Raw genomic sequence first — 19,671 nt, forward strand, 5'->3', positions numbered from 1 at the left:
TGGCAGCGCGCACCAGGGTTTCGGCAAGTCCCCGTCCAGCCACGTCTCAGGGGGCGGGACGGCGGACGACGAGAGGCCGGCCCCGGCCGTGGCCTCCCCCGGGGAGCGGGAGGTCACGGCCGGAGCCGGAGTCGGGTGGGCGACGGTCAGGACCGCGCGGTCGCGAGCGCCTCGACGTGCCCGCGCCCGGCGAGCCCCATGAGCCGGTCCAGCGCGCGGCGGGCGTCGGCGCGGTCGTCCTCCTGGGCGGCGAGCACCAGGGAGTACAGGTCCTTCGGGTCCTGCGGCTCGGCGACGAGGTCCAGGTGCTGGAGCAGGGCGGCGGGGACGTCGTCGCGCACGAACCGCAGCGCGGCCCAGTCCTCGACGGCGAACCCGACGGAGTCGAAGACCGTCACGGTGGTGTCGTCCGCGGTGCGCCGGTCTCCCGCGTGCCGCGCGAACGCCTCGCCCGGCCCCGCGGTGGCGGGGGCGCCACGGCGCCCGTCGCGCCGCCCGGCCACGACCTCCCACAGCTCGGTGACGACGAGGTCCGGCGTCTGCTGGATCTCGCCCTCGATACGGGTCTGCGGCTCGTACTCGACGAACACCTCGGCGTCCCGCAGGATCGCGGGGTCGAGCTCGGTCTTGCCGGGGCAGTCGCCGCCGATCGCGTTGACGTGCACGCCCGGGTGGGCGAGGCGCGTGACCATGTCGTGGGTGAGCACCGTCGCGTTCGTCTTGTCCGCCGTGCAGGTGGTGATGACGTCGGCGCCGGCGACGGCGTCCTCGCCGCTGGACGCCTCGTGCACCTCGAAGCCGAGGGCGCGCGCGTGCCGGGCGAGCTTGGCCTGCGCACCCGGGTCGGTGTCCCAGACGCGCAGGTGCGTGACGCCGAGCGCGGCCCGCATGCCGAGCGCCTGGAACTCCGACTGCGAGCCCGCGCCGATCAGCGCGAGCGTGCGCGAGCCGGCGCGCGCCAGGTAGCGGGCGGCGAGGGCCGACGTCGCCGCCGTCCGCAGCGCCGTGAGCAGCGTCATCTCGGCCAGGAACGTGGGATAGCCGTTGCGCACGTCGGCGAGGACGCCGAACGCCGTGACCGTCTGGAAGCCGCGCGCCGGGTTGCGGGGGTGGCCGTTGACGAACTTGAAGCCGTACGTGGCGTCGTCGGACGTCGGCATGAGCTCGATGACGCCGTCGCGCGAGTGCGACGCGATCCGCGGCCGCTTGTCGAGGTCGGGCCAGCGGGCGAAGTCGACCTCCAGGGCGTCCACGAGGCGCCCGATGACGGCCTCCGGGCCGCGGTGCGCCACCCAGCGCGCCATGGACGCGACGTCGAGGAACGGGACCGTCGTCATGCGTGGGCCTCCTTGCTGGTCGGGACGTCGGTCGTGCCGGTCGTGGGCGCGGGGCGGAGCTCGAGCGTGCAGCACTTCACGGAGCCGCCGCCCTTGAGCAGCTCGGACAGGTCGATGCCGACGGGCTCGAAGCCGCGCTCGCGCAGCCGGGCGTGCATCCCGGTGGCGCGGTCGCTGAGGAACACGTGCCGCCCGTCGGAGACGGCGTTGAGGCCGAGCACCGCGGCGTCCTCGGGGGTGGCGAGGATCGCGTCGGGGTAGCGCTCCGCGAGCACGGCCTGCGACGCGGGGCTGAAGGCCTCCGGCAGGTACGCGACGACCGGCGACGGGCCGCCGTCGAGCACCGTGAGCGCCGTGTCCAGGTGGTAGTAGCGCGGGTCCACGAGCTCGAGGGTCACGACCTCGATGCCGAGCAGCGCGGCGACCTCGGCGTGCGCGGCGCGGGAGGTGCGGAAGCCGGTGCCCGCCAGCATCACGTCGCCGGCGAGCAGCAGGTCGCCCTCGCCCTCGTTCTGCTCGGCCGCCTGACCGAGGCTGACGACGCCGTCGCCCGCGGCGGCGAACCACCGCTCGTAGGCGACGCCCTCGGGCCGCCGCTCCGGGTAGGTGAACCGCGCCGCCAGGGCGCGGCCGCCGAGCACGACGCCGCCGTTCGCGGCGTACACCATGTCGGGCAGGCCGGGCACCGGGTCGATCACCTCGACACGGTGGCCGTGGGCCTCGTAGGTGGCGCGCAGGCGCTCCCACTGAGCGAGGGCGCGGCCGGTGTCGACCGGCACTCCCAGGTCCATCCACGGGTTGATCTCGTAGACCACGTCGAAGTAGGTGGGCGGGCACATGAGGAAGCGGCGCGGGGTGGCCGTGCGCTCCGGCGTGCGCTCGAGCCTCGCGGGCTGGGGAACCGTGGCCGACGTCGTCGTCGGCGTGGTGAGAGCCGTCATGACCGGGACGCTAGGGCCGCCGACGTTGCGCCGGACCCGCGATCCGTTGCGCGTCCCGGGACCCGAACCGACGGATCGTGCGCGACGGTGGAAGAAATCGGGCATGGTGGCGGCATGGAGACGCGCGTGGAGACGGTATGGACGTCCTGAACCGCAGGATCGTCGGGCACCTGCTGCGCGACGGCCGCGCGACCTACGCCGACATCGGCGCCGACGTGGGGCTGTCCGCGCCGGCGGTGAAGCGGCGGGTGGACGTCATGCTCGCGCGCGGCGAGATCACCGGGTTCACGGTGCGGGTCGCGCCGGAGGAGCTCGGCTGGGGCGTCGAGGCGTACGTGGAGCTGTTCTGCCGGGGCAACGTCTCCCCCGCCACCCTGCGCCGCGACCTGGCGACCATCCCCGAGATCGTGCGGGTCGACACCGTGACCGGCGAGGCCGACGCGATGGTGCAGATCATGGCCGGGAACATGGCCGACGTGGAGCGCACCGTGGAGGCCATCCGCGCCAGCGCCCGCGTGGACAAGACGCGCACGTCCCTGGTCATGACGCGCGTCATCGACCGGCCCGCGCGCTCCTCCTCGGCGGAGGGGGCGTGACGTGCGCGCCCGTCGCGCCGTCGCGCTCGCCGCGGGCCTCGCCGTCGGCCTCGCCGTCGTGGCGACGGCCTGCACCTCCCCGGGTGACGACGTCGCGCCGCTGCCGAGCGGCGTCGCGCAGGGCCTGAGCGCCGAGCTGCGGCAGGACCGCACGCAGTACGCCGACCACCGGGCCAAGGTGCACGTCGTCAACGGTTCCGAAAGCACGGTGACGCTGCTCGGCGGCTCCCTCGACGCGCCCGGCTACGGCCCGAGCAGCGCGGACGGTGCGGTCCGTGCGCGCACCCTCGCGCCCGGCGCCGGCCGCGACCTGCGGCTGCGGCTCGGAGAGGTCGACTGCGACGCCGAGCCGCCTGCGGCCCTGTCGGGCGCGGACGCGCAGACGACGCCGGTCGCGACGGCGACCGTCCGCGTTGCGGCGGGCGGGTCGTCGCCCGGCGTGGACGGCGCGGGCGCGGGGACCGCCGTCGAGGTGGAGGTCACCGACCCGCTGGCCCGCCTCGCCGCCGTGCACGCGGAGGTGTGCGCCGAGCGCCTCGTCGCCACGGGCGTCACCCTGCGCGTCACCGACGTGCGCACGGCGACCGTGCCGACGCCCGACGGCGACGCGCCCGGCGGCCGCATCACCCTCGCCGTCGAGCCCGTGGCGGGCGGCCCCGAGGTGCGGCTGGTGGAGATCTCCGGCACCACGCTGCTCTCCCCCGCCGCGGGCACCGCCTGGACGGGCGACGACCTGGTCGGCCAGGCGGACGGCCAGGTCGTGCTCGACGTCGTGCCCGCGCGCTGCGACCCGCACGTCGTGGCCGAGGACAAGCGCGGCACGTTCCTGCCCGTGCACGCCGAGGTCGACGGCGCGCCGCAGCCGGTGATCTACGTGCCGATGACCGACCAGCAGCGCGCCGCCACCTACGACCTGGTGCACGACGCCTGCGGCTGGGGCTGACCGCGGCGTCGCGCACCCCGAGCGGGTGAAATCCGCGCACGGGCTCCCCTTATTGAGGGTGCATCAGTAAGGTCCCTCCAGACCCGTCGACGACGACGGGCCGCGGCCACGAGCCGTGCGGACGCCTGCGTCGCCGACGACGCGGACCGGAGTGAGGCCCCGATGAACCCGACCACCCCCGTGCCACGACGATCACGCGGACCGGCCGTCTCGGCCGCCGCGGCCGTCACCGCCCTCGCGATCGCAGCACTCCTCGCGCTCGTGGTGCTCGTCCTGCTGAACGGCAAGGTCGCCGACGGCGCCACCCGCCTGGACGCGGGTGCCGTCCAGGTGCACGACGGAGCCGGCCGGTTGTCCGACGGCAGCACGCAGCTCGCCGACGGCGCCGGCGAGCTGTCCGACGGGGCCGGCGAGCTGTCCGACGGCACCGCCCGACTCGTCGACGGCACCGGCGACCTCACGGCGGGCACCACGCGCCTCGCCGACGGCACCGCCGAGCTGCGCGAGGGCCTCGTGACCAAGCTGCAGCCCGGCACCGTCGAGGCGTTCGCCGGGATCCAGAAGCTGCACGACGGCACCGTGCTGCTCACGGCCGGTGGCTCCGAGCTCAGCGACGGCGCGGCGAAGGTCGCCGCGGGCAGCGTCCGGGCCTCCGACGGCGCGTCCGAGCTCTCCGGCAAGCTCCCCCAGCTGGTCGATGGCGCAGCCCAGGTCGCCGCCGGAAACGCCAAGGCGGCGGACGGCGCGTCCGAGCTCTCCGGCAAGCTCCCCCAACTCGTCGACGGCGCAGCCCAGGTCGCCGCCGGAAACGCCAAGGCGGCGGACGGCGCGTCCGAGCTCTCCGGCAAGCTCCCCCAGCTGGTCGACGGCGCAGCCCAGGTCGCCGCCGGAAACGCCAAGGCGGCGGACGGCGCGAACGCTCTCGCAGGCGGGTCGGAACTGATCGCCGCGGGAAGCACGAGGCTTGCCACCGGCTCGAGCGCCCTCGCCTCGGGCGCCTCCAACCTCTCGTCCGGTGTCGGCCAGCTGTCCGCGGGAATCGACAAGCTCGTGACGTCGGGCGGCGAGCTCGGCACGGGGGCCAAGAGCGTGGCGAGCGGCGCCTCCCAGGTTTTCGAGGGCACGACCGCCCTCGTCGGGCCCACGGGGGCACTGAAGGACGGGGCTCGGCAGGCCGCAGACGGCGCCTCATCACTCGCCGGAGGGTCCGAGGCCCTGGCCCAGGGAGTCGCCAAGGCCGCCGACGCGAGTCGTTCGCTCGCCACGGGGCTCAAGTCCGTCGACGCGGGTGCCGGACAGGTCGCTGGCGGCAGCTCGGACCTTGCGAGCGCGCTCGCCGACCTCGCCGCCTCGACCGAGGACCCCGAGCTCACCGCGAAGTTGACGGCCCTGACGGAGAAAGCCAAGGGCCTGTCGGCCGGCGCCGCCCAGGTCGCAGGTGGTGTCCGCGGCGCGCGCGACGGTGCGGCGCAGCTCGCCGGTGGGTTCGACGGAGAAAAGGGCCTCGTCGCAGGGTCGACGGCCGTGCAGACCGGCGCAGCCTCCGTGGCGAACGGCACGGAGTCGATCGCGTCCGGCGCTGGACAGCTCGCCGACGCCGCCGTCCGTCTCAACGCCGGCGCGAAGCAGGTGGACGCAGGGGCTGCGCGGGTCCGGGACGGGATCGGCGATCTCCTTGCAGGCGGTTCGGAGCTCCAGGCAGGCGCCGCCTCGGCTCGTGAGGGCGCGACGGCGCTCGCCCAGGGATCGTCGGATCTCGACTCAGGCGCGACGACGTTGGCGGGCAAGACCGCCGAGCTGAGCGACGGTGCAGCTGAGCTCGCCGGCAAGCTCCCCACGCTCGCCGACGGAGCCGCCGAGGTCGCCGCCGGCACGGTCAGCGCCGACAACGGCGCAGCCGCGCTCGCCAGCGGGCTCCCCACGCTCGCCGACGGAGCCGCCGAGGTCGCTGCCGGCACCGTCCGCGCGAATGACGGTGCGGCCGAGCTGGCCGGCAAGCTGCCGGATCTGGTGGACGGCTCGGCACGGGTCTCCTCCGGAGCAGCTCGCCTGACGACCAAGCTCGGCGACGCGCAGAGCGGGGCGGGCGAGCTCGAGACGGGTCTCGGCAAGCTGGCGGACGGCGCGGACGACGCGGCGGTCGGCATCCGCAAGATCGACACCGGCGCGCAGGACCTCGACAAGGGTGCGGGGACGCTGGCGGACGGCTCGGCCGACCTCGCGGACGGGGCGGGGCGCCTCGCCACGGGCGCGACGCAACTCTCGGAGGGCAGCACCGAACTCGCGGACGGGGCGGCCACACTCGCCGCGGGGACGACCGAGCTCGCGGACGGCACCGGCACGATGAGGTCCGAGATGGAGTCCAGCCCCGCCGGGGGCGCCGCGCTCGGCGGCGGGATCCTGCTCGCCCTCGGCCTGCTGGCGGCCGTGGCCGCCACGGCGCTGCACGTCCGGCGTCGCTCCTGACGTCCGCACGCCGGCGCAAGGACGGCCCGGCCCGACGCTCAGGGGAGCGTCGGGCCGGGCCGTCGTCGCGTCAGCGCTGGTCGGTCACCATGCGCCGAAGATGACCTCCCACAGGCTCTTCACCCGGATGGTGGTGGTCGTCGTGGCCGCCTCGGTGGCGTCGTCGCCGGAGTAGCGCAGCTCCACCTCGACGGTGCCGGGCTTGAACGGTCCGACCCACAGGCGGGCGTCGCCCTTCTTGTTCAGCGTGTCGACGTCGACCTTCTTGCCCTGGATCGTGGCCGTCACCTTGCCGGTGGGCGTGCCGTCCGGCGTCTCGACCGACACGTCGAGGCGCGCGGGCTGGAGCCACGCGACGACCGTCTTCGGCGCGTCGACCGTGAGGGTCGGGGTGGCCTTCGCGGGCTCCGTCACCTCGATCGGCACCGTCACCTCGGTGCCGGTCGCGGCGCCCCTGAGGGTGAGGGCGGTGGCACCGGCCGGGGCGTCCGCCGGGAGCTGGACGGCGACGGAGGCGGTGCCGATCGTGTCGTCCGGCGTCGTGCCGGCCGCGGTGGTGACGGCGGCGGTGCCGAGCTCGGTGTCGCCGAGGGACACCGTGAGCTCGGGGTCGGTCACGTCGCCGGGGGCGGACATCGACCAGGACGAGACGTCGAAGGCGACGGTCGCGCCGGGCTCGTACGCCTCGGGGGCGTCGGCCGGGAACGAGACGCCGACGGCGCGCTGGCTCGGGTCCACGGCCAGGGGCTCGTCGGCGGCGTGCGTCGCCATGTAGTCGACGAACGCGGCGAGGTCGGCCTTGCCGGTGTCGCGGGCGTTCGCGCCGTCCGCAAAAGCGCGGAAGTTGTCGCCGCCCGACGCGAGGAACGAGTTCACGGTGACCGAGTACGACGTGGCGGGGTCGACCGCCTCGCCGTCCAGCCAGATGCCGGTGACGCGGTCGCCCTCCTCACGGTTCGCGTCGAACGTGTAGGTGAAGCCCTCCGAGACGCCGAGCCGCAGGAACGGCCGCGACGGCACGTTGCCGTCGGCGTCGCGCTGCCACTGCTGCTCGAGGACGGTCTTGAGCTGCTCGCCCGTGAGGTCCATGTTGACGAGCGTGTTGGCGAACGGCTGCACCGCGGCTGCCTGCTTGTAGGTGAGCGTGCGCGGGAAGGCGTCCGTGCCGGAGCCCACCATATCGGCGCGGAGGCCGCCCGGGTTCATGAACGCGATCTGCGCCTCGCCCGACTCGGGGGCCTCGGTGGCCCAGCGCTGCACCTCGGCGACCAGGTTGCCGAGCGTGGACTCGCCGCCGCGGTTCTCCGCACCCGAGGACAGCTTGGCGCGGTTGAACGCCCCGCCGATCTCGCCCAGCGGCTCCGCGCCGAGCACGTCGGCCTCCTTGACCGCGTCGGCGACGATCGTCGCGACGTCGGGGTCCGCCGGGTAGGCGCCGGCGAGCGGCAGGATCCCGGTCTCCACGCCGACCGGCTCGCCGGTCGCCGCGTCCACCGAGTACGTGAGCTGGTTGAGGTTGTAGCCGTACTGGCCCGCGGAGACGACCGGGCGCTCCGTCACGGCCTCGCCGGACCACGCGTCGACCGGGAACTTGCAGTCGTACGCGAGGTGCGTGTGCCCGGAGACGATGGCGTCCACTTCGGGGCTCACGTCGTTGACGATGCTCGCGAACGCGTTGTCCGCCGTCGGCATCGCGGCGCAGTCCGTGGACTCCGCGCCCTCGTGCACCAGCATGACGACGAGGTCGGCGCCCTCGGCCTTGAGCGCGTCGGCCTCCTCGTTCACCGAGTCGACGATGCCCCGCACGTCGAGGTCCGTGATGCCGGCCGGGCTGACGAGGGCGGGCAGCTCCTCCGTGACGGCGCCGACGAAGCCGACCTGCACGTCGCCGAAGTCCTTGATCCACGTGGCCGGGACGGCGTCGTCGCCGGTCGCCTTCACCTTGAGGTTCGCGGCCACGTACTGCCACTCGGCGCCGCCGTACGGGTTGGTCTCGGCGTCGTAGGGCGCCATCACCCGGTCCACCAGGTCGTCGTAGCCCTGGTCGAGCTCGTGGTTGCCGACCGCCGACACGTCGAGGCCCGCGGCGTTGAGGGCGTCGATCGTGGGCTTGTCGTGCTGGATGAAGGACTCGAACGTCGAGGCGCCGATGAGGTCGCCCGCCGCCGCGAAGACGGTGTTCGGGTTCTCGGCGCGCAGCTGCTGCACCGCGCCCGCCAGCACCGCGGCGCCGGCCTCGGTGCCGTTCGCCTGGATGCGGCCGTGGAAGTCGTTGGTGGCGAGGATCTGGACGTCGACGATCGGGTCGGCGCTGGCGGACACGGCGCCGGTGGTGGCGATCCCCGCGAAGGCGAGGGACACGCACGCGACGCCGGCGGTCCGCCGGCGGAGGGTGGGCCGAGCAGAGGTCATGGGACGCTCCCGGTGACAGTGACTGTGGTGGGCGTCACCGTAGCGGGGCCGTGCGACAGCGGCATGACGACCGCGAGAACCGGGGAAGAACGGCACCTTCCGCGCGGCTCGGGGACTACGTCGGCGGGTGCGGGACTACCTCGCCGAGATCGTCTCGGGCTCGGGCTCCGGTGCCGCGGACAGGCGGACGGCCGGGTCGCTCAGGTGCCCCGTGCGGCGCAGCCACCACTCGGCGAGCAGCGTCGTCAGGGGCGGGACGGCGGCCGCGAGCGCCACCAGCGTGCGGAACCAGCCCCAGCGGAGCTTCACCGCCGCGACCAGCGCGATCACCACGTACGCCACGAAGGCCGCCCCGTGCAGCCGGCCGAACAGCCAGACGCCCGCCTCCGTCGTCTCCGTGACGTACTTGAGGAACATGCCGACCAGCAGGCCCGCCCAGGTGAACGCCTCGATCACGGCGATCACCGCGTACACACGGCCGGTGCGGGACAGGGGCTGGCGGGCGGGCGACAGGGGCGCGGCAGGCATGAGGGACCTCTCGGGACGCGGGCGGTCGGGCCAGTCTGCACGACGTCGGCGCACCGCCGTCGCGGGGAGATGACAGGCCGTCGGGTCAGGCGAGCGGACCCAGGGCGGCGCGCCGGTCGGTGCCGGTCAGCGCGGCCGCGAGCGCGGGCTCGTCGAGCGCGTCGACCAGCCGCTTCTCCTCGTACCGGAAGTGCGTCTCCATGACGGCGTCGATGCCGTCGAGGTGCCGGTCGAGGGTGGCCGCGTCCGCGCCGGCGTCGACCGCGTGGGACAGCGCCCCGAGCAGGTGGTCGAGGACGCGGTGGTCCTGCTGCAGCTCGGCGACGACGCCCGCGAGGTCCGGGCGCAGCTGGAGGAGCGCGGTGAAGACGCTGCCGTCCTCGCCGCGGTGGTGACCCTCCAGCGCCTGGCAGAACCCGTGGCAGTAGAGGCCGATCAGGCGGCGGGGGTCGGCTCCGCCGGTCGGGGTGGGCGCGGCGCCGTCGGCGGTGTCGACGGCCTCCCGCGCGACCTCCAGGGCGTCGCGGAGGCGGGCGTGGACGGCGAGCAGCTCCTGCCCCCACGCCACGAGGCGGGCGGTGGGATCGGAAGGATCGGTGGGTGGGGTGGTGGTCTCTCGGTGCGGGTCGGTCACGATGCGCCGAGCCTAGTCGGAGCGGGCCGCCGAGGACGCGCCGCGCGGCGGTCGAGGCCCTGGTCACGGCACCGTCGCCCGCCGTCCACCTGGCGTCCGCCGGGCGGCCACGTGCGGCCGATGGGATGGTCGGGCAACGACCGATCCCGACCCCTGGAGACGACATGGACCACCGCAGCTCCGCCGCCCCGGCCGGCATCACCCGTCGCGGCGCGCTCACCGCCGCCGGCGCGCTCGGCGCGCTCGGCGTCGCCGGCGCCCTGGCCGCGCCGGGCGCCGCCGCCACGACCGCCGCACGACCGGCCAGGGGCGCGCTGATCGGCCCGGCCAAGGGGTCGACGCTGCACGCGATGAGCTTCAACATCCGCCTGGACCGCGAGGACGCCACCCAGCCGGGCGAGCCCGACCACTGGCCGGACCGTGCCCCGCTCGTCACCGCGTTCCTCGCCCTCGAGCAACCCACGATCCTCGGGGTGCAGGAGGCGGAGTTCCAGCAGCTCGTCGCCGTCGAGCAGGGGCTGGGCAAGCACTACCGCACCGTGGGCTACGGCCGGTCCGGCGGCGCGGACGGCGAGTACTCGGCGATCTTCTACGACGCGCGCCGGCTCACGCTGCTGTGGTGGGACCAGTTCTGGCTGTCGGACACGCCGGACGTCATCGGCTCCACCACGTGGGGCAACTCGGTGACCCGCATCGTCACCTGGGCCAGGTTCCGCGACGAGCGCACCGGCTCCGAGCTCGTGCACGTGAACTCGCACTTCGACCACCAGTCCGAGAATGCCCGCGTGCGCAGCGCCGAGGTGGTGCGCGACCTCGTCGCGGAGCTCGGGCTGCCCGTCGTCTTCACCGCCGACTGCAACGCGCCCGCCGGGCGGTCCGCGCCCTACGACGTGCTCGTCACCGACGGCGGCCTGCTCGACACGTGGGTGGCCGCCGACCGCCGGCTCACCCCCGACGTCGGCACGTTCCCCAACTACGGCGAGCCGGTCCCGGGCAACGACCGCATCGACTGGGTGCTCGCCACCGGCGGCACCGAGGTGCTCGCCGCGACCATCAACACGTGGACGCAGGACGGCCGCTGGCCCAGCGACCACACCCCGGTGCAGGCGCTGCTGCGGCTGCCGTGACGCCGTGGAGCGATGAGTCCGGCCGCGCCGCGCCGTCCCTCCTGCATGACGCGACCTTCCGATGCCTCGCCCGTCGGGCCCGCGGACGGCGACGCCCTCGGTCCGGAACGCTTCACCGACGGCACGGCGCGGCTGTGCTTCCAGGCCGTCGGCGACCCGGCCGACCCGACCGTCCTGCTGGTCGGCGGCGTCGGGTCGTCGATGGACTGGTGGCCCGCCGACCTCGTCGTGGCGCTCGCCGACGGCGGGCGGCACGTCGTCCGGTACGACCACCGGGACACGGGCCGCTCCACCACCTGCCCGCCCGGGGCGCCGGACTACACCGGCCGCGACGTCACGGAGGACGCGCTGCGCGTGCTCGACGCCGTGGGCGCCGACCGGGCGCACCTCGTGGGCCTGTCGATGGGCGGCGCCATCGTGCAGGAGCTGGCGCTCGAGCACCCCGACCGCGTCGCGTCGGCCACGCTGATGTCCACGACGCGGGCGTTCGCCGGGCCCGACGACGCCGCCCTGCCGCCGTCCGACCCCGCGCTGCACGGCCTGTGGGACGGCCCCTCCCCCGACCCGGCGGACACGGCCGCGCAGGTCGCCGCCGTCGTCGCCGAGGACCGCGCGCTCACCGGGCGGGGCGACTTCGACGAGGCCCGCACCCGCGCCCTCGCGGCCCGCGCGGTCGAGCGGTCCACCGACCCGACCGCAGGGACCAACCACTTCGCCGCGGAGCCCGGGGCCCCGTTCGAGGGCACCCTCGCCGACCTGACGGTGCCGACGCTGGTCGTGCACGGCAGCGAGGACCCGCTGTTCCCCGGCCACGGCGCGGCGCTGGCCGCGGAGATCCCCGGCGCACGGCTGCTGGTGCTCGACGGCGTCGGCCACCAGGTCGCGCCGCCGTCGTCGTGGGACGTGCTCCTCCCGGCGCTCCTCGCCCACACCTCGGCCCCCGCCTGAGGGCCGACCGGCGAGCGCCTGCCCGGGGATGAGGGCCAGGATGGCGGCATGTCCTCCCTCATCCTCACCACCTGGGGCCACGCCGGCGTCCGCCTGGAGCGCGACGACCACGTCCTCGTCATCGACCCCGGCACGTTCACCGACCCGCGCATCCTCGACGGCGCCGACGCCGTGCTCGTCACGCACGAGCACCCGGACCACGTCGACGTCCCCCGCGTGGCGGCCGCGCTGGCGACCGCGCCGACCCCCGAAGGCGGCCCGGAGCTGTGGGCCCCGGCGCCGGTCGTCGAGCTGCTGACCGGGGCGGGCGCCCCCGCCGCGCGGCTGCACGCGGTGGACGGCGGCGCGTCGTTCGACGCGGCCGGGTTCGCCGTGCAGGCCCTCGGCCACGTGCACGCGGCCATCCACCCGGATCTGCCGCCGCCGGCCAACGTGGCCTACCTCGTCGACGGCGCCGTGCTGCACCCCGGCGACTCGTTCACGCCCGCCCCCGGCGGGGTGCGGGTCGACGTGCTGGCGCTGCCCGTCGCGGCGCCGTGGCTCAAGCTCGCGGAGGCGGTCGACTACGTGCGCCAGGTGTCGCCGCGCGTCGCCGTGCCGATCCACGACGCGATCCTCAACGACGCCGGCCTGGCGCTGGTCGACCGCGTCGCGGGCGGGCTCGGCGGCGACACGTACCGGCGGCTCGCCCCCGGCGAGCCGCTGGAGGTCCGCACGGCGTGACCTCCGCGTCCGCCGTCAGCGGCTGAGGGGCACGACGTCGGCGAGCGGCGCCTGCAGCTCCGCCGACCCGCCCGCGGGCCGGAACCCCAGGGCCACGTTGATCGCCAGCATCGGGGCGTTCGTCTCGTTGTTCCACGTGGAGATGCGGCGCGCGGCGGGGCGCAGGCGCGTGTGCTCGCGCAGGTTCACCGCCTTGAGGAGCATCCCGAGGCGGTGGCCGCGGTGCCCGGGCAGCACCACCGTGCTGTCCTGCTCGCTGAGCTCGGGGCGGTCGTCGTCCCCGACGAGCAGCGTCATCCCCGCCAGCGTGCCGGTGGCGACGTGCTCGACGACGGTGACGAGGCCGGTCCGGCCGCTCTCGGCCCGCTTCGTCTCCTCCAGGCGGATGCGCGCGCCGTCCCACCGTTCGGCCTCGAGCGCGAGACCGCCGTTCGGCTCGTCCTCGGACAGGCTGTGCTCCAGCGCCGCGAGCTGGTCCACCCACCGCTCCGGCGCCGGGTCCTGCCAGGTGTGCAGGCGGTAGGCGTCCCCGGCCCGGTCGGCGGCTTCGGCGGCGAACCGGTCCACGACGTCGCCCGGCAGCGGGACGTCGAGGACGGAGCGGCGCGCCACGATCTCCAGGCCCAGGCCTGCCCGGCGGGCGAACCGCATGCCCGGCAGGTCGGCGGAGACGTGCCCCGGTCCCTCCCGGGGCGCGAGCGCGTCCGGGGCGTCGGCGGGCGGCTCGACGGCGAGCTCGACCTCCGCGAACAGGGTGGTGCGGCACTCGGTGAGCGCGACGCGGCGCAAGCGGTCCGCGATCGCCGACCCGATCCCCCGTCCGCGGTGGGAGGGCAGCACCGCGATGCGCACGACGGCGAGGTGGCGGTTGTCGGAGACGGGCAGGACGAGCTCGCCGTGCCCCACGACGCGCGGCACGCCAGGCGTCGCCTCGCCGTCCACGGCCACGAGCCGGTGGCACCGCGCGTGCTCCTGGTGGCGGTCGCCGACCAGCAGGTCGACGGCCCTGGGCGCGAGGTCGTCGTGCCCCAGGTCGGCCAGCCCCACGGCCCGCTCGAGCGCCGCGACGCCGTGGTACGCCCAGGCGTCGGCGACGTCGAGGCCGTCGGCGCGGGGCGGTTCGACCAGGCGCCACGCCGGTGCGGGCGCGGGGGTGCTCATGCCTCCACGGTGCGCCGCGGCGGGGGTCCGCGTCACGTGCTTTTCGGGGGCCGACGTCGCGGTTCGCCCGCCCCGGCGCGTAGGGTGCCTGACCGTGACGACCGAGACCCCGCTGCCGGTGACCACGGGCCGACTGGTCCTGCGCGCGCACCGCGCGGAGGACCTCGAGCCCCTGCTCGCCTACTACGCCGACCCCGAGGTGGCGCGCTACCTGCTCGAGGAGCCGTGGACGCCGGACGTCGGCGAGGCGCAGCTCGCGAAGCGGCTCGCCCGCACGAGCATCGACGAGCCCGGCTCCGCCCTCGCGCTCGTCGTCGAGCACGACGGCCAGGTCGTCGGCGACGTCGCCCTGTGGACGACGGGCGACACCGTCTCCCGCGGCGAGATCGGCTGGGTCTTCCACCCCGACCACACCGGCCAGGGCTACGCGACCGAGGCCGTGCGCGCCGTCCTCGACCTGGCGTTCGGCTTCTACCGCATGCACCGCGTCGTCGCGCAGCTCGACGCCCGCAACGAGCCCTCCGCCCGGCTGTGCGAGCGCGTCGGGATGCGGCGCGAGGGGCACCTGCGGCAGGACTGGTGGTCCAAGGGCGAGTGGACGGACACGCTCGTCTACGGCGTCCTCAAGGGTGACCGCACGGCCTGACGCCGCCTCCGGGCGGCGACGCCCGACAACCTTTGTCGCGCCGTCGGCGTCTATGTCCCGTGAACACACGAGACAGGCAGCACCCATGACGGCCGACGGCGCCGTGCCGCTCGTCGCCGAGACGAGGGCCGAACCCTTCCGGGTCGTGGCGGCGGGCGAGAGCCCGGCGGACCGCTTCACGGCGTTCGCCGCGGCCAGCACCCCCGCGCTCTCCCGGATCGCGTACCTCCTGTGCGGGGACGAGCACCGCGCGGGCGACCTGGTCCAGCTCGCGCTGGAACGGACCTACCGGGCCTGGGGGCGGATCGAGGACGGCGACCCCTTCGCGTACGCGCGCCGCGTGATCGCCACGGCCCGCATCGACGGGTGGCGACGCACCCGCCACGACGTGCTCTCCGACCCCGCCGACCTGCGCCCCGCGCCCGTGCCGGACGCGACCCGGACGGTGGTCGACCGCGACCGCCTCGTCCGCGCGCTGCGGCAGCTCCCCGAGGCGCAGCGGCGCGTCGTCGTCCTGCGCCACCTGCTCGACCGCTCGGAGGCGCAGACCGCGGACGAGCTGGGGATCTCGACCGGCTCGGTGAAGTCGAGCGGGTCCCGCGGCCTGGCGAGGCTGCGCGAGCTGCTGGCGGCCGACGGCACCCACGACAACACACCGGCACCGACGAGGAAGGGGACGGTCCGATGACCCTCCAGGACGATTTCGTGACCGAGCTCCGGCACGCGGCCGACCGGGTCGAGCCGGTCGCCGCGCTCGACGGTGCGGCGATGGGCCGCCGCGCCGTCCGCCGGGTGCGGGCCCGGCGCGCCGCGCTGACCGGCGTCGGTGCGCTCGCCGCCGTGGGCGCCGTCGCGGGCGTGTGGCAGGGCACGTCGCCGGACGACGTCGTGAGCCCGGCGTCCCAGGACGTGCCGGCGGGCTGGACGCCCGTCGCCGTCGGCGGCGTGCGGCTCGCCGTGCCGCCCGGGCTCGAGCCGAGCGTCGACGGCGTCTGGGAGCAGGGCCCGGCCGACGAGGGCGGGGACTTCGTGCAGGTGGAGCAGTCCGCGGGCATGCCGCTCGTGCCGCCGGGCTCGGGGCTCACGCCGACGGACGTCAGGGTCCCGGGCGCGGAGTCGGCCCGGTACGTCACCGAGGACCACGGCGACGACCCGTCGTCCGACCAGGACTTCGTCGGGCGGCTCCAGGTGACCCTGGAGTCGGGCGACGTGGTGCAGGTGAGCCTGGTCTGGGTGGACGGCGCCGAGGCCGAGGAGGTGTTCGCCGACCTGGTGGGCTCGGTGTCGGTGGACGAGGACCCCGGCTCCCTGCCGGCCCCGGAGGGGGCGGCCGGCGCCCTGCAGCCCCTCGAGGGGTACGCCGCCGGCGTCCCGGAGGGCTGGGAGGGCGCGGAGTTCGTCGGCCTGGAGTACGCGGTGCCGCCCGGCTGGGCCGCCGACCGGGAGGTCGCCGACGCGTACCCGGTCGGCGCGACCGTCCGGTCCGCCAGCGCCGACGGGACGGCCGGCCTCACGATCCGCCAGGCCACCGGAGCCGCGGGGTGGCCCGGCTCGATCGCGCCGTCGCCGCTCGACCCGGCGTCCACGTTCCCGCTCGACGGCGCGGACGTGGTCCAGGTCGGGTCGCGGGCCGAGGACGGCACGGACCGCACCACCGCGTACCTGCGGCACGAGGGCGGTCGCGGGTACGTCGTGACCGTCGACGCGCCCGCGACCCCGGACGGGCGCGAGCTGGCCCGCCGGCTGCTGGGCACGCTCGGGTTCGCCGCCGGGGCCCAGGCGCCCGGGCCGGACGACCTGCCGCAGCTCCCGACGACGGCCGTCCCCGACGGCTGGCACACGGTGGAGCGGGGCGACGTCCGCCTCGACCTGCCCCGCGGATGGGCCCCCGTCGAGACCCCCGACGGCGCCGGCTGGGGCTCCGAGGGCGGCGCGGAGACCCTCACCGTCGGCACGCGCGCGCCGGCGGCCGTCGAGGAGGAGCCGTCGTACGGGTTCCGGCACGACGTGCCGGGAGCGGACGGCGGCGCCGTGATCCAGCAGGGCGACGACGTCACGACGGACGGGACGCCCCGCTTCCTGGGGACGGTGGAGCTGCGCACCGACGACGACACGGTGGTGCTGTCGTACAGCGGCCCCCGCGGCGCGGACTCGCGGGAGCGGTTCGCCAGCATCGTGCGGTCGCTCCGGGTCGCCGGGAGCTGAGCCTCACCCCTCGGCGGGTCGTCGCGCCTCGCGCGTCGGCCCGCCGTCGGCGTGCCGGTGCACCACCTTCCAGCCGGCGGCCTCCCGGCGGTAGACCTGGGTCACCCGCAGCACGTAGTCGCGCGGGCGGCCGTCGACCGACGTCGACGTGACCTCCCGGTGCACCGTGTAGGCCAGGTCGCCGCCGACGTCGGCGGCGACGAGGTCGACCTCGGCGGACGCCACGTCCGAGAACGACGCGGCAAGCCGCGCGAACACCTCCCGTACCTCCTCGGGGCCGTCGGCCTCCATCCAGGCGCCGAAGAGGGTCACCGGCGGGCGGCGGGACCAGGTGCGGTCGCGGGGGCGGGCGTCGCCGTCGTGCAGCGCCGACTCCGCCGCCCGCCACGTCGTGCGGAACCAGTCGAGGAAGTCCTCGCGGTCGCCCGTGCCCGCCGTCATGGCCGCATTGAACCTCGGTCCGCCCGCGCTCGGTAGGGCCGGGCGGGGCACGATGGGGCGATGACGTCCGACATCGTGGTCCGCCCGGCGAACGAGGCGTCGTGGGACGACCTGCAGACCGTGCTCGGCCCGCGCGGCGAGGGCGCGCGCTGCCAGTGCCGGTGGTACCAGACGCCCGGCTCGCGGTGGCTGGAGACGACGCGCGAGGAGCGCGCCGAGGAGCTGCGCCGGGACACCCGCTGCGGGGAGCCCGGCGCCGCCACGACGAGCGGCCTCGTCGCCTGGCTGGACGGCGAGCCGGCCGGCTGGTGCGCCGTCGAGCCCCGCACCGCGTACGCCCGGCTGCGCACCGCGCGCGTGCCGTGGTCCGGCCGCGACGAGGACGAGGACGACGACGGCGTGTGGGCCGTGGTCTGCTTCGTCACCCGGGCCGGGTACCGCCGCCGCGGGATCAGCGCGGCGCTCACGACCGCTGCGGTGGAGCATGCGCGCTCCCGCGGGGCGCGCGCCGTGGAGGGCTATCCCATGGTGGTCGAGCCGGGTCGCGCGGACGACACGGGCACGCTGTTCGTGGGGGTGGCGTCGGTGTTCGAGGCCGCCGGGTTCCGCGAGGTCAGCCGCCCGACGCCGCGGCGCGCGGTGATGCGCGTCGACCTCTGAGCCCGGCACCGCTCAGCGTCGCTCGACGTGCTCCGCGAGGAACTCGCCCCACGTCTGCTTGCCGACCGCACGGTCGGGCGCGAGGTTGCCGCCCGCCGCGTACGCCCGCGACGCCGCGCCCGGCACGCGGACCGGCATCGTGGGGCGCCGCGACCCGACAGCGTCGAGGTAGTCCCGCACCATCCCGCGGAACGTGAGCACCTCCGGCCCGGCGACGTCGGGCACGCGGCCCTGCGGGTCGCCGAGCGCCAGCTCCACCAGGCGCGCCGCGACCTCGTCGGCCGCGATCGGCTGCGCCCGCCAGCCGGACGGCGTGGGCACCACCGGCAGCTTCGCGAGCGCCCGGGCCGCGATGAGCACCAGCTCGTGGAACTGGGTGGCGCGCAGGTTGGACCACGGGATCCCGGACTCCTCCAGCACCCCCTCCTGGGCCAGCTTGCTCTCCATGTAGCCGAGCGCGCGGCGGTCGAAGCCGGACCTCACCGGCACCTTCTCCGCGCCCACCACCGACACGTTGACCAGGTGGGGTTCCGTCCCGGCGTCCCGGACCGCCCGGACCAGGGCCCGCGCCATCGGCTCGTTGTGAAGCTGGTCGCCGGCGAGGTGCACGACCACCTCGGCGTCGCCCACCGCCTGCGCCAGCCCCTCTCCCGTCGTCCAGTCCGCGACAACGTACCGCACGCCGTCGCCCTCCGGGTGCGGGCTGCGGCTGACCACCCGCACGTCCGCGCCCGTCCGCACCAGCCGCGGCACCACCAGCCTGCCGAGGTGCCCCGTGCCACCGGTGACCAGGATGCGTGCCATGCCGTCCTCCTCCGTCGCCGCGCCCCGACGGCGCGTCCTGCACCCCCGACGAGGCGACGGACGAGGACGTGACGGCCGCACCCGACCGCGCTGCTATGTTCCGCGGGTGATCGACGACCTGACCGCCGACCGTCTCGAGGACTGCGCGCGGCTCTTCGTCCGCACGTTCTCCGCACCCCCGTGGCACGAGGAGTGGACGGAGGCGGACGCCGCGCAACGACTCGGCGACCTGCTGGCGACGCCGCGCTCCGCGGGCGTGTGCGCGGTCGCGGACGACGGGGCCGTCATCGGGTTCGTCCTCGGGCACCGTGAACGGGTCGGCCGCGAGGACCACCTGCTGGTCAAGGAGATGTGCGTCGCGCCCGACCGTCAGCGCGAGGGCTGGGGTTCCCGGCTGCTGGCCGCCCTGGAGGCCCGCCTGCCCGAGGTCGAGCACTGGTACCTCCTGACGATGCGGGACGGCGCCGCGGCCGCGTTCTACGAGGCGCACGGGTTCCGTCCCGCGTCGCGGGTCGGTGTCTACGTCCGGCCCTGAGGCGACGGACGAGGACGTGACCGCGACTCAGGCGGCCGGGTCCCGCAGGCGCGGCAGGGTGGCGACGAGGGTGTCGCGGATGTAGGTCAGCTCCGGCGTCGGCTCCCACTCGGCGTCGCTCTCGGCGTCGGTCTCGGCACCGTCGCCGGCCTCCTCCCACCCGCCCGCGGCGTCGTCCTGCGGGGTGCTGTAGACCCACCACAGGTTGTTCCAGGGGTCGACGAAGCGGGAGAAGACCTCGCCGAAGAACGCGGTGGGCTCCGTCACGACGTCCGCGCCACCGGCTCGCGCCCGCTGGAGCACCGTGTCCACGTCGTCGACGTAGACCTGCAGCAGGGACGGGGTGAACGGCCAGCCGGGCTTGCGCTCGCCGAACATGACGGTGGTTCCGCCGATCTGGAGCTCGGCGTGCAGCAGCAGCCCGTCGTGGTCGACGGTCCGCGCGTCGGGGTGCTCGACCCCGTCGAACACGTCGACGAGGAAGAGGATGAGGTTCTCGACGTCGCGGCTGATGATGAACGGGTTGATGGTCGAGAATCCTGGAGGGACGGCCATGGTGGCTCC

20 protein-coding genes are annotated in these 19,671 nt (G+C 75.6%); 11 read left to right on the plus strand and 9 right to left on the minus strand.

Annotation, left to right across the window (positions count from 1 at the left end; genetic code table 11):
- Window positions 1-146 precede the first annotated feature (146 nt).
- Both ACFQ8E_RS03275 and ddaH read right to left on the minus strand, forming a co-directional pair.
- Complete coding sequence (locus ACFQ8E_RS03275; protein WP_430549146.1) at window positions 147-1,337, minus strand: ornithine cyclodeaminase; 1,191 nt, start codon at window positions 1,335-1,337, stop codon at window positions 147-149.
- On the minus strand, window positions 1,334-2,278 hold the full coding sequence (ddaH, locus tag ACFQ8E_RS03280) for a dimethylargininase (RefSeq protein WP_430549147.1): 945 nt from the start codon (window positions 2,276-2,278) through the stop codon (window positions 1,334-1,336). The genes ACFQ8E_RS03275 and ddaH overlap by 4 nt, the downstream gene beginning before the upstream one ends.
- Window positions 2,279-2,415: 137 nt before the next feature.
- On the opposite strand from ddaH, the gene ACFQ8E_RS03285 reads away from it, so the two are divergent.
- From ACFQ8E_RS03285 to ACFQ8E_RS03295, 3 genes are all read left to right on the plus strand, one after another.
- Window positions 2,416-2,874 carry an Lrp/AsnC family transcriptional regulator gene (locus tag ACFQ8E_RS03285; protein ID WP_430549148.1) on the plus strand — a complete coding sequence of 153 codons (459 nt, stop codon included), beginning with the start codon at window positions 2,416-2,418 and terminating at the stop codon, window positions 2,872-2,874.
- A gap of 1 nt (window position 2,875) precedes the next feature.
- Window positions 2,876-3,817 carry a hypothetical protein gene (locus tag ACFQ8E_RS03290; RefSeq protein ID WP_430549149.1) on the plus strand — a complete coding sequence of 314 codons (942 nt, stop codon included), beginning with the start codon at window positions 2,876-2,878 and terminating at the stop codon, window positions 3,815-3,817.
- Between the two features lie 162 nt (window positions 3,818-3,979).
- A complete protein-coding gene (locus tag ACFQ8E_RS03295; protein ID WP_430549150.1) occupies window positions 3,980-6,283 on the plus strand; it encodes a hypothetical protein in 2,304 nt (767 codons plus the stop codon).
- A gap of 84 nt (window positions 6,284-6,367) precedes the next feature.
- On the opposite strand, the gene ACFQ8E_RS03300 is transcribed toward ACFQ8E_RS03295, so the two are convergent.
- The 3 genes from ACFQ8E_RS03300 to ACFQ8E_RS03310 all read right to left on the minus strand — a co-directional run bounded on the left by ACFQ8E_RS03300 (window position 6,368) and on the right by ACFQ8E_RS03310 (window position 9,857).
- Window positions 6,368-8,695, minus strand: coding sequence for a bifunctional metallophosphatase/5'-nucleotidase (locus ACFQ8E_RS03300; RefSeq protein ID WP_430549151.1), 2,328 nt, complete (start codon window positions 8,693-8,695; stop codon window positions 6,368-6,370).
- Window positions 8,696-8,830: 135 nt separating this feature from the next.
- Entirely contained in the window at window positions 8,831-9,223 is a 393-nt protein-coding gene (locus ACFQ8E_RS03305; protein ID WP_430549152.1) for a DUF3817 domain-containing protein, read from the minus strand.
- 85 nt (window positions 9,224-9,308) lie between these two features.
- Entirely contained in the window at window positions 9,309-9,857 is a 549-nt protein-coding gene (locus tag ACFQ8E_RS03310) for a hemerythrin domain-containing protein (protein ID WP_430549153.1), read from the minus strand.
- A 164-nt stretch (window positions 9,858-10,021) separates the two neighbouring features.
- On the opposite strand from ACFQ8E_RS03310, the gene ACFQ8E_RS03315 reads away from it, so the two are divergent.
- Genes ACFQ8E_RS03315 through ACFQ8E_RS03325 form a run of 3 tightly spaced genes read left to right on the plus strand, consistent with a single transcriptional unit; the run spans window position 10,022 to window position 12,655 of the window.
- Window positions 10,022-10,984: an endonuclease/exonuclease/phosphatase family protein gene (locus ACFQ8E_RS03315; protein ID WP_430549154.1), complete on the plus strand. Its 963-nt coding sequence runs from the start codon at window positions 10,022-10,024 to the stop codon at window positions 10,982-10,984.
- 45 nt (window positions 10,985-11,029) lie between these two features.
- Complete coding sequence (locus ACFQ8E_RS03320) at window positions 11,030-11,932, plus strand: alpha/beta fold hydrolase (RefSeq protein ID WP_430549155.1); 903 nt, start codon at window positions 11,030-11,032, stop codon at window positions 11,930-11,932.
- Window positions 11,933-11,980: 48 nt separating this feature from the next.
- Window positions 11,981-12,655, plus strand: a complete 675-nt coding sequence (locus ACFQ8E_RS03325; protein ID WP_430549156.1) for an MBL fold metallo-hydrolase — start codon at window positions 11,981-11,983, stop codon at window positions 12,653-12,655.
- 15 nt (window positions 12,656-12,670) lie between these two features.
- Here ACFQ8E_RS03325 and ACFQ8E_RS03330 read toward each other — a convergent pair whose 3' ends face one another.
- Window positions 12,671-13,816: a GNAT family N-acetyltransferase gene (locus tag ACFQ8E_RS03330; protein WP_430549157.1), complete on the minus strand. Its 1,146-nt coding sequence runs from the start codon at window positions 13,814-13,816 to the stop codon at window positions 12,671-12,673.
- A gap of 94 nt (window positions 13,817-13,910) precedes the next feature.
- On the opposite strand from ACFQ8E_RS03330, the gene ACFQ8E_RS03335 reads away from it, so the two are divergent.
- The 3 genes from ACFQ8E_RS03335 to ACFQ8E_RS03345 all read left to right on the plus strand — a co-directional run bounded on the left by ACFQ8E_RS03335 (window position 13,911) and on the right by ACFQ8E_RS03345 (window position 16,667).
- Window positions 13,911-14,462 (plus strand): GNAT family N-acetyltransferase, encoded by a 552-nt coding sequence (locus tag ACFQ8E_RS03335; protein ID WP_430549158.1) that lies wholly within the window; start codon window positions 13,911-13,913, stop codon window positions 14,460-14,462.
- A gap of 85 nt (window positions 14,463-14,547) precedes the next feature.
- Window positions 14,548-15,150, plus strand: coding sequence for a SigE family RNA polymerase sigma factor (locus ACFQ8E_RS03340; protein ID WP_430549159.1), 603 nt, complete (start codon window positions 14,548-14,550; stop codon window positions 15,148-15,150).
- Window positions 15,147-16,667 (plus strand): hypothetical protein, encoded by a 1,521-nt coding sequence (locus ACFQ8E_RS03345; RefSeq protein WP_430549160.1) that lies wholly within the window; start codon window positions 15,147-15,149, stop codon window positions 16,665-16,667. Before ACFQ8E_RS03340 ends, ACFQ8E_RS03345 begins: the two co-directional genes overlap by 4 nt.
- Window positions 16,668-16,670: 3 nt before the next feature.
- Here ACFQ8E_RS03345 and ACFQ8E_RS03350 read toward each other — a convergent pair whose 3' ends face one another.
- Window positions 16,671-17,108: a YybH family protein gene (locus tag ACFQ8E_RS03350; protein WP_430549161.1), complete on the minus strand. Its 438-nt coding sequence runs from the start codon at window positions 17,106-17,108 to the stop codon at window positions 16,671-16,673.
- Between the two features lie 60 nt (window positions 17,109-17,168).
- On the opposite strand from ACFQ8E_RS03350, the gene ACFQ8E_RS03355 reads away from it, so the two are divergent.
- The gene (locus ACFQ8E_RS03355; RefSeq protein WP_430549162.1) at window positions 17,169-17,768 is read left to right on the plus strand and encodes a GNAT family N-acetyltransferase; all 600 of its coding nucleotides are present in this window, start codon (window positions 17,169-17,171) and stop codon (window positions 17,766-17,768) included.
- Window positions 17,769-17,780: 12 nt separating this feature from the next.
- Here ACFQ8E_RS03355 and ACFQ8E_RS03360 read toward each other — a convergent pair whose 3' ends face one another.
- The gene (locus ACFQ8E_RS03360) at window positions 17,781-18,572 is read right to left on the minus strand and encodes an SDR family oxidoreductase (protein WP_430549163.1); all 792 of its coding nucleotides are present in this window, start codon (window positions 18,570-18,572) and stop codon (window positions 17,781-17,783) included.
- A gap of 106 nt (window positions 18,573-18,678) precedes the next feature.
- Between ACFQ8E_RS03360 and ACFQ8E_RS03365 the strand changes: the two genes are divergently transcribed.
- Window positions 18,679-19,107: a GNAT family N-acetyltransferase gene (locus ACFQ8E_RS03365; protein WP_430549164.1), complete on the plus strand. Its 429-nt coding sequence runs from the start codon at window positions 18,679-18,681 to the stop codon at window positions 19,105-19,107.
- A gap of 27 nt (window positions 19,108-19,134) precedes the next feature.
- Here the strand turns inward: ACFQ8E_RS03365 and ACFQ8E_RS03370 are convergent, their stop codons facing one another.
- On the minus strand, window positions 19,135-19,662 hold the full coding sequence (locus ACFQ8E_RS03370; RefSeq protein ID WP_430549165.1) for a VOC family protein: 528 nt from the start codon (window positions 19,660-19,662) through the stop codon (window positions 19,135-19,137).
- Window positions 19,663-19,671: the final 9 nt, after the last annotated feature.

It is taken from the genome of Isoptericola sp. NPDC056573, assembly GCF_042793335.1.
GTDB lineage: Bacteria > Actinomycetota > Actinomycetes > Actinomycetales > Cellulomonadaceae > Isoptericola.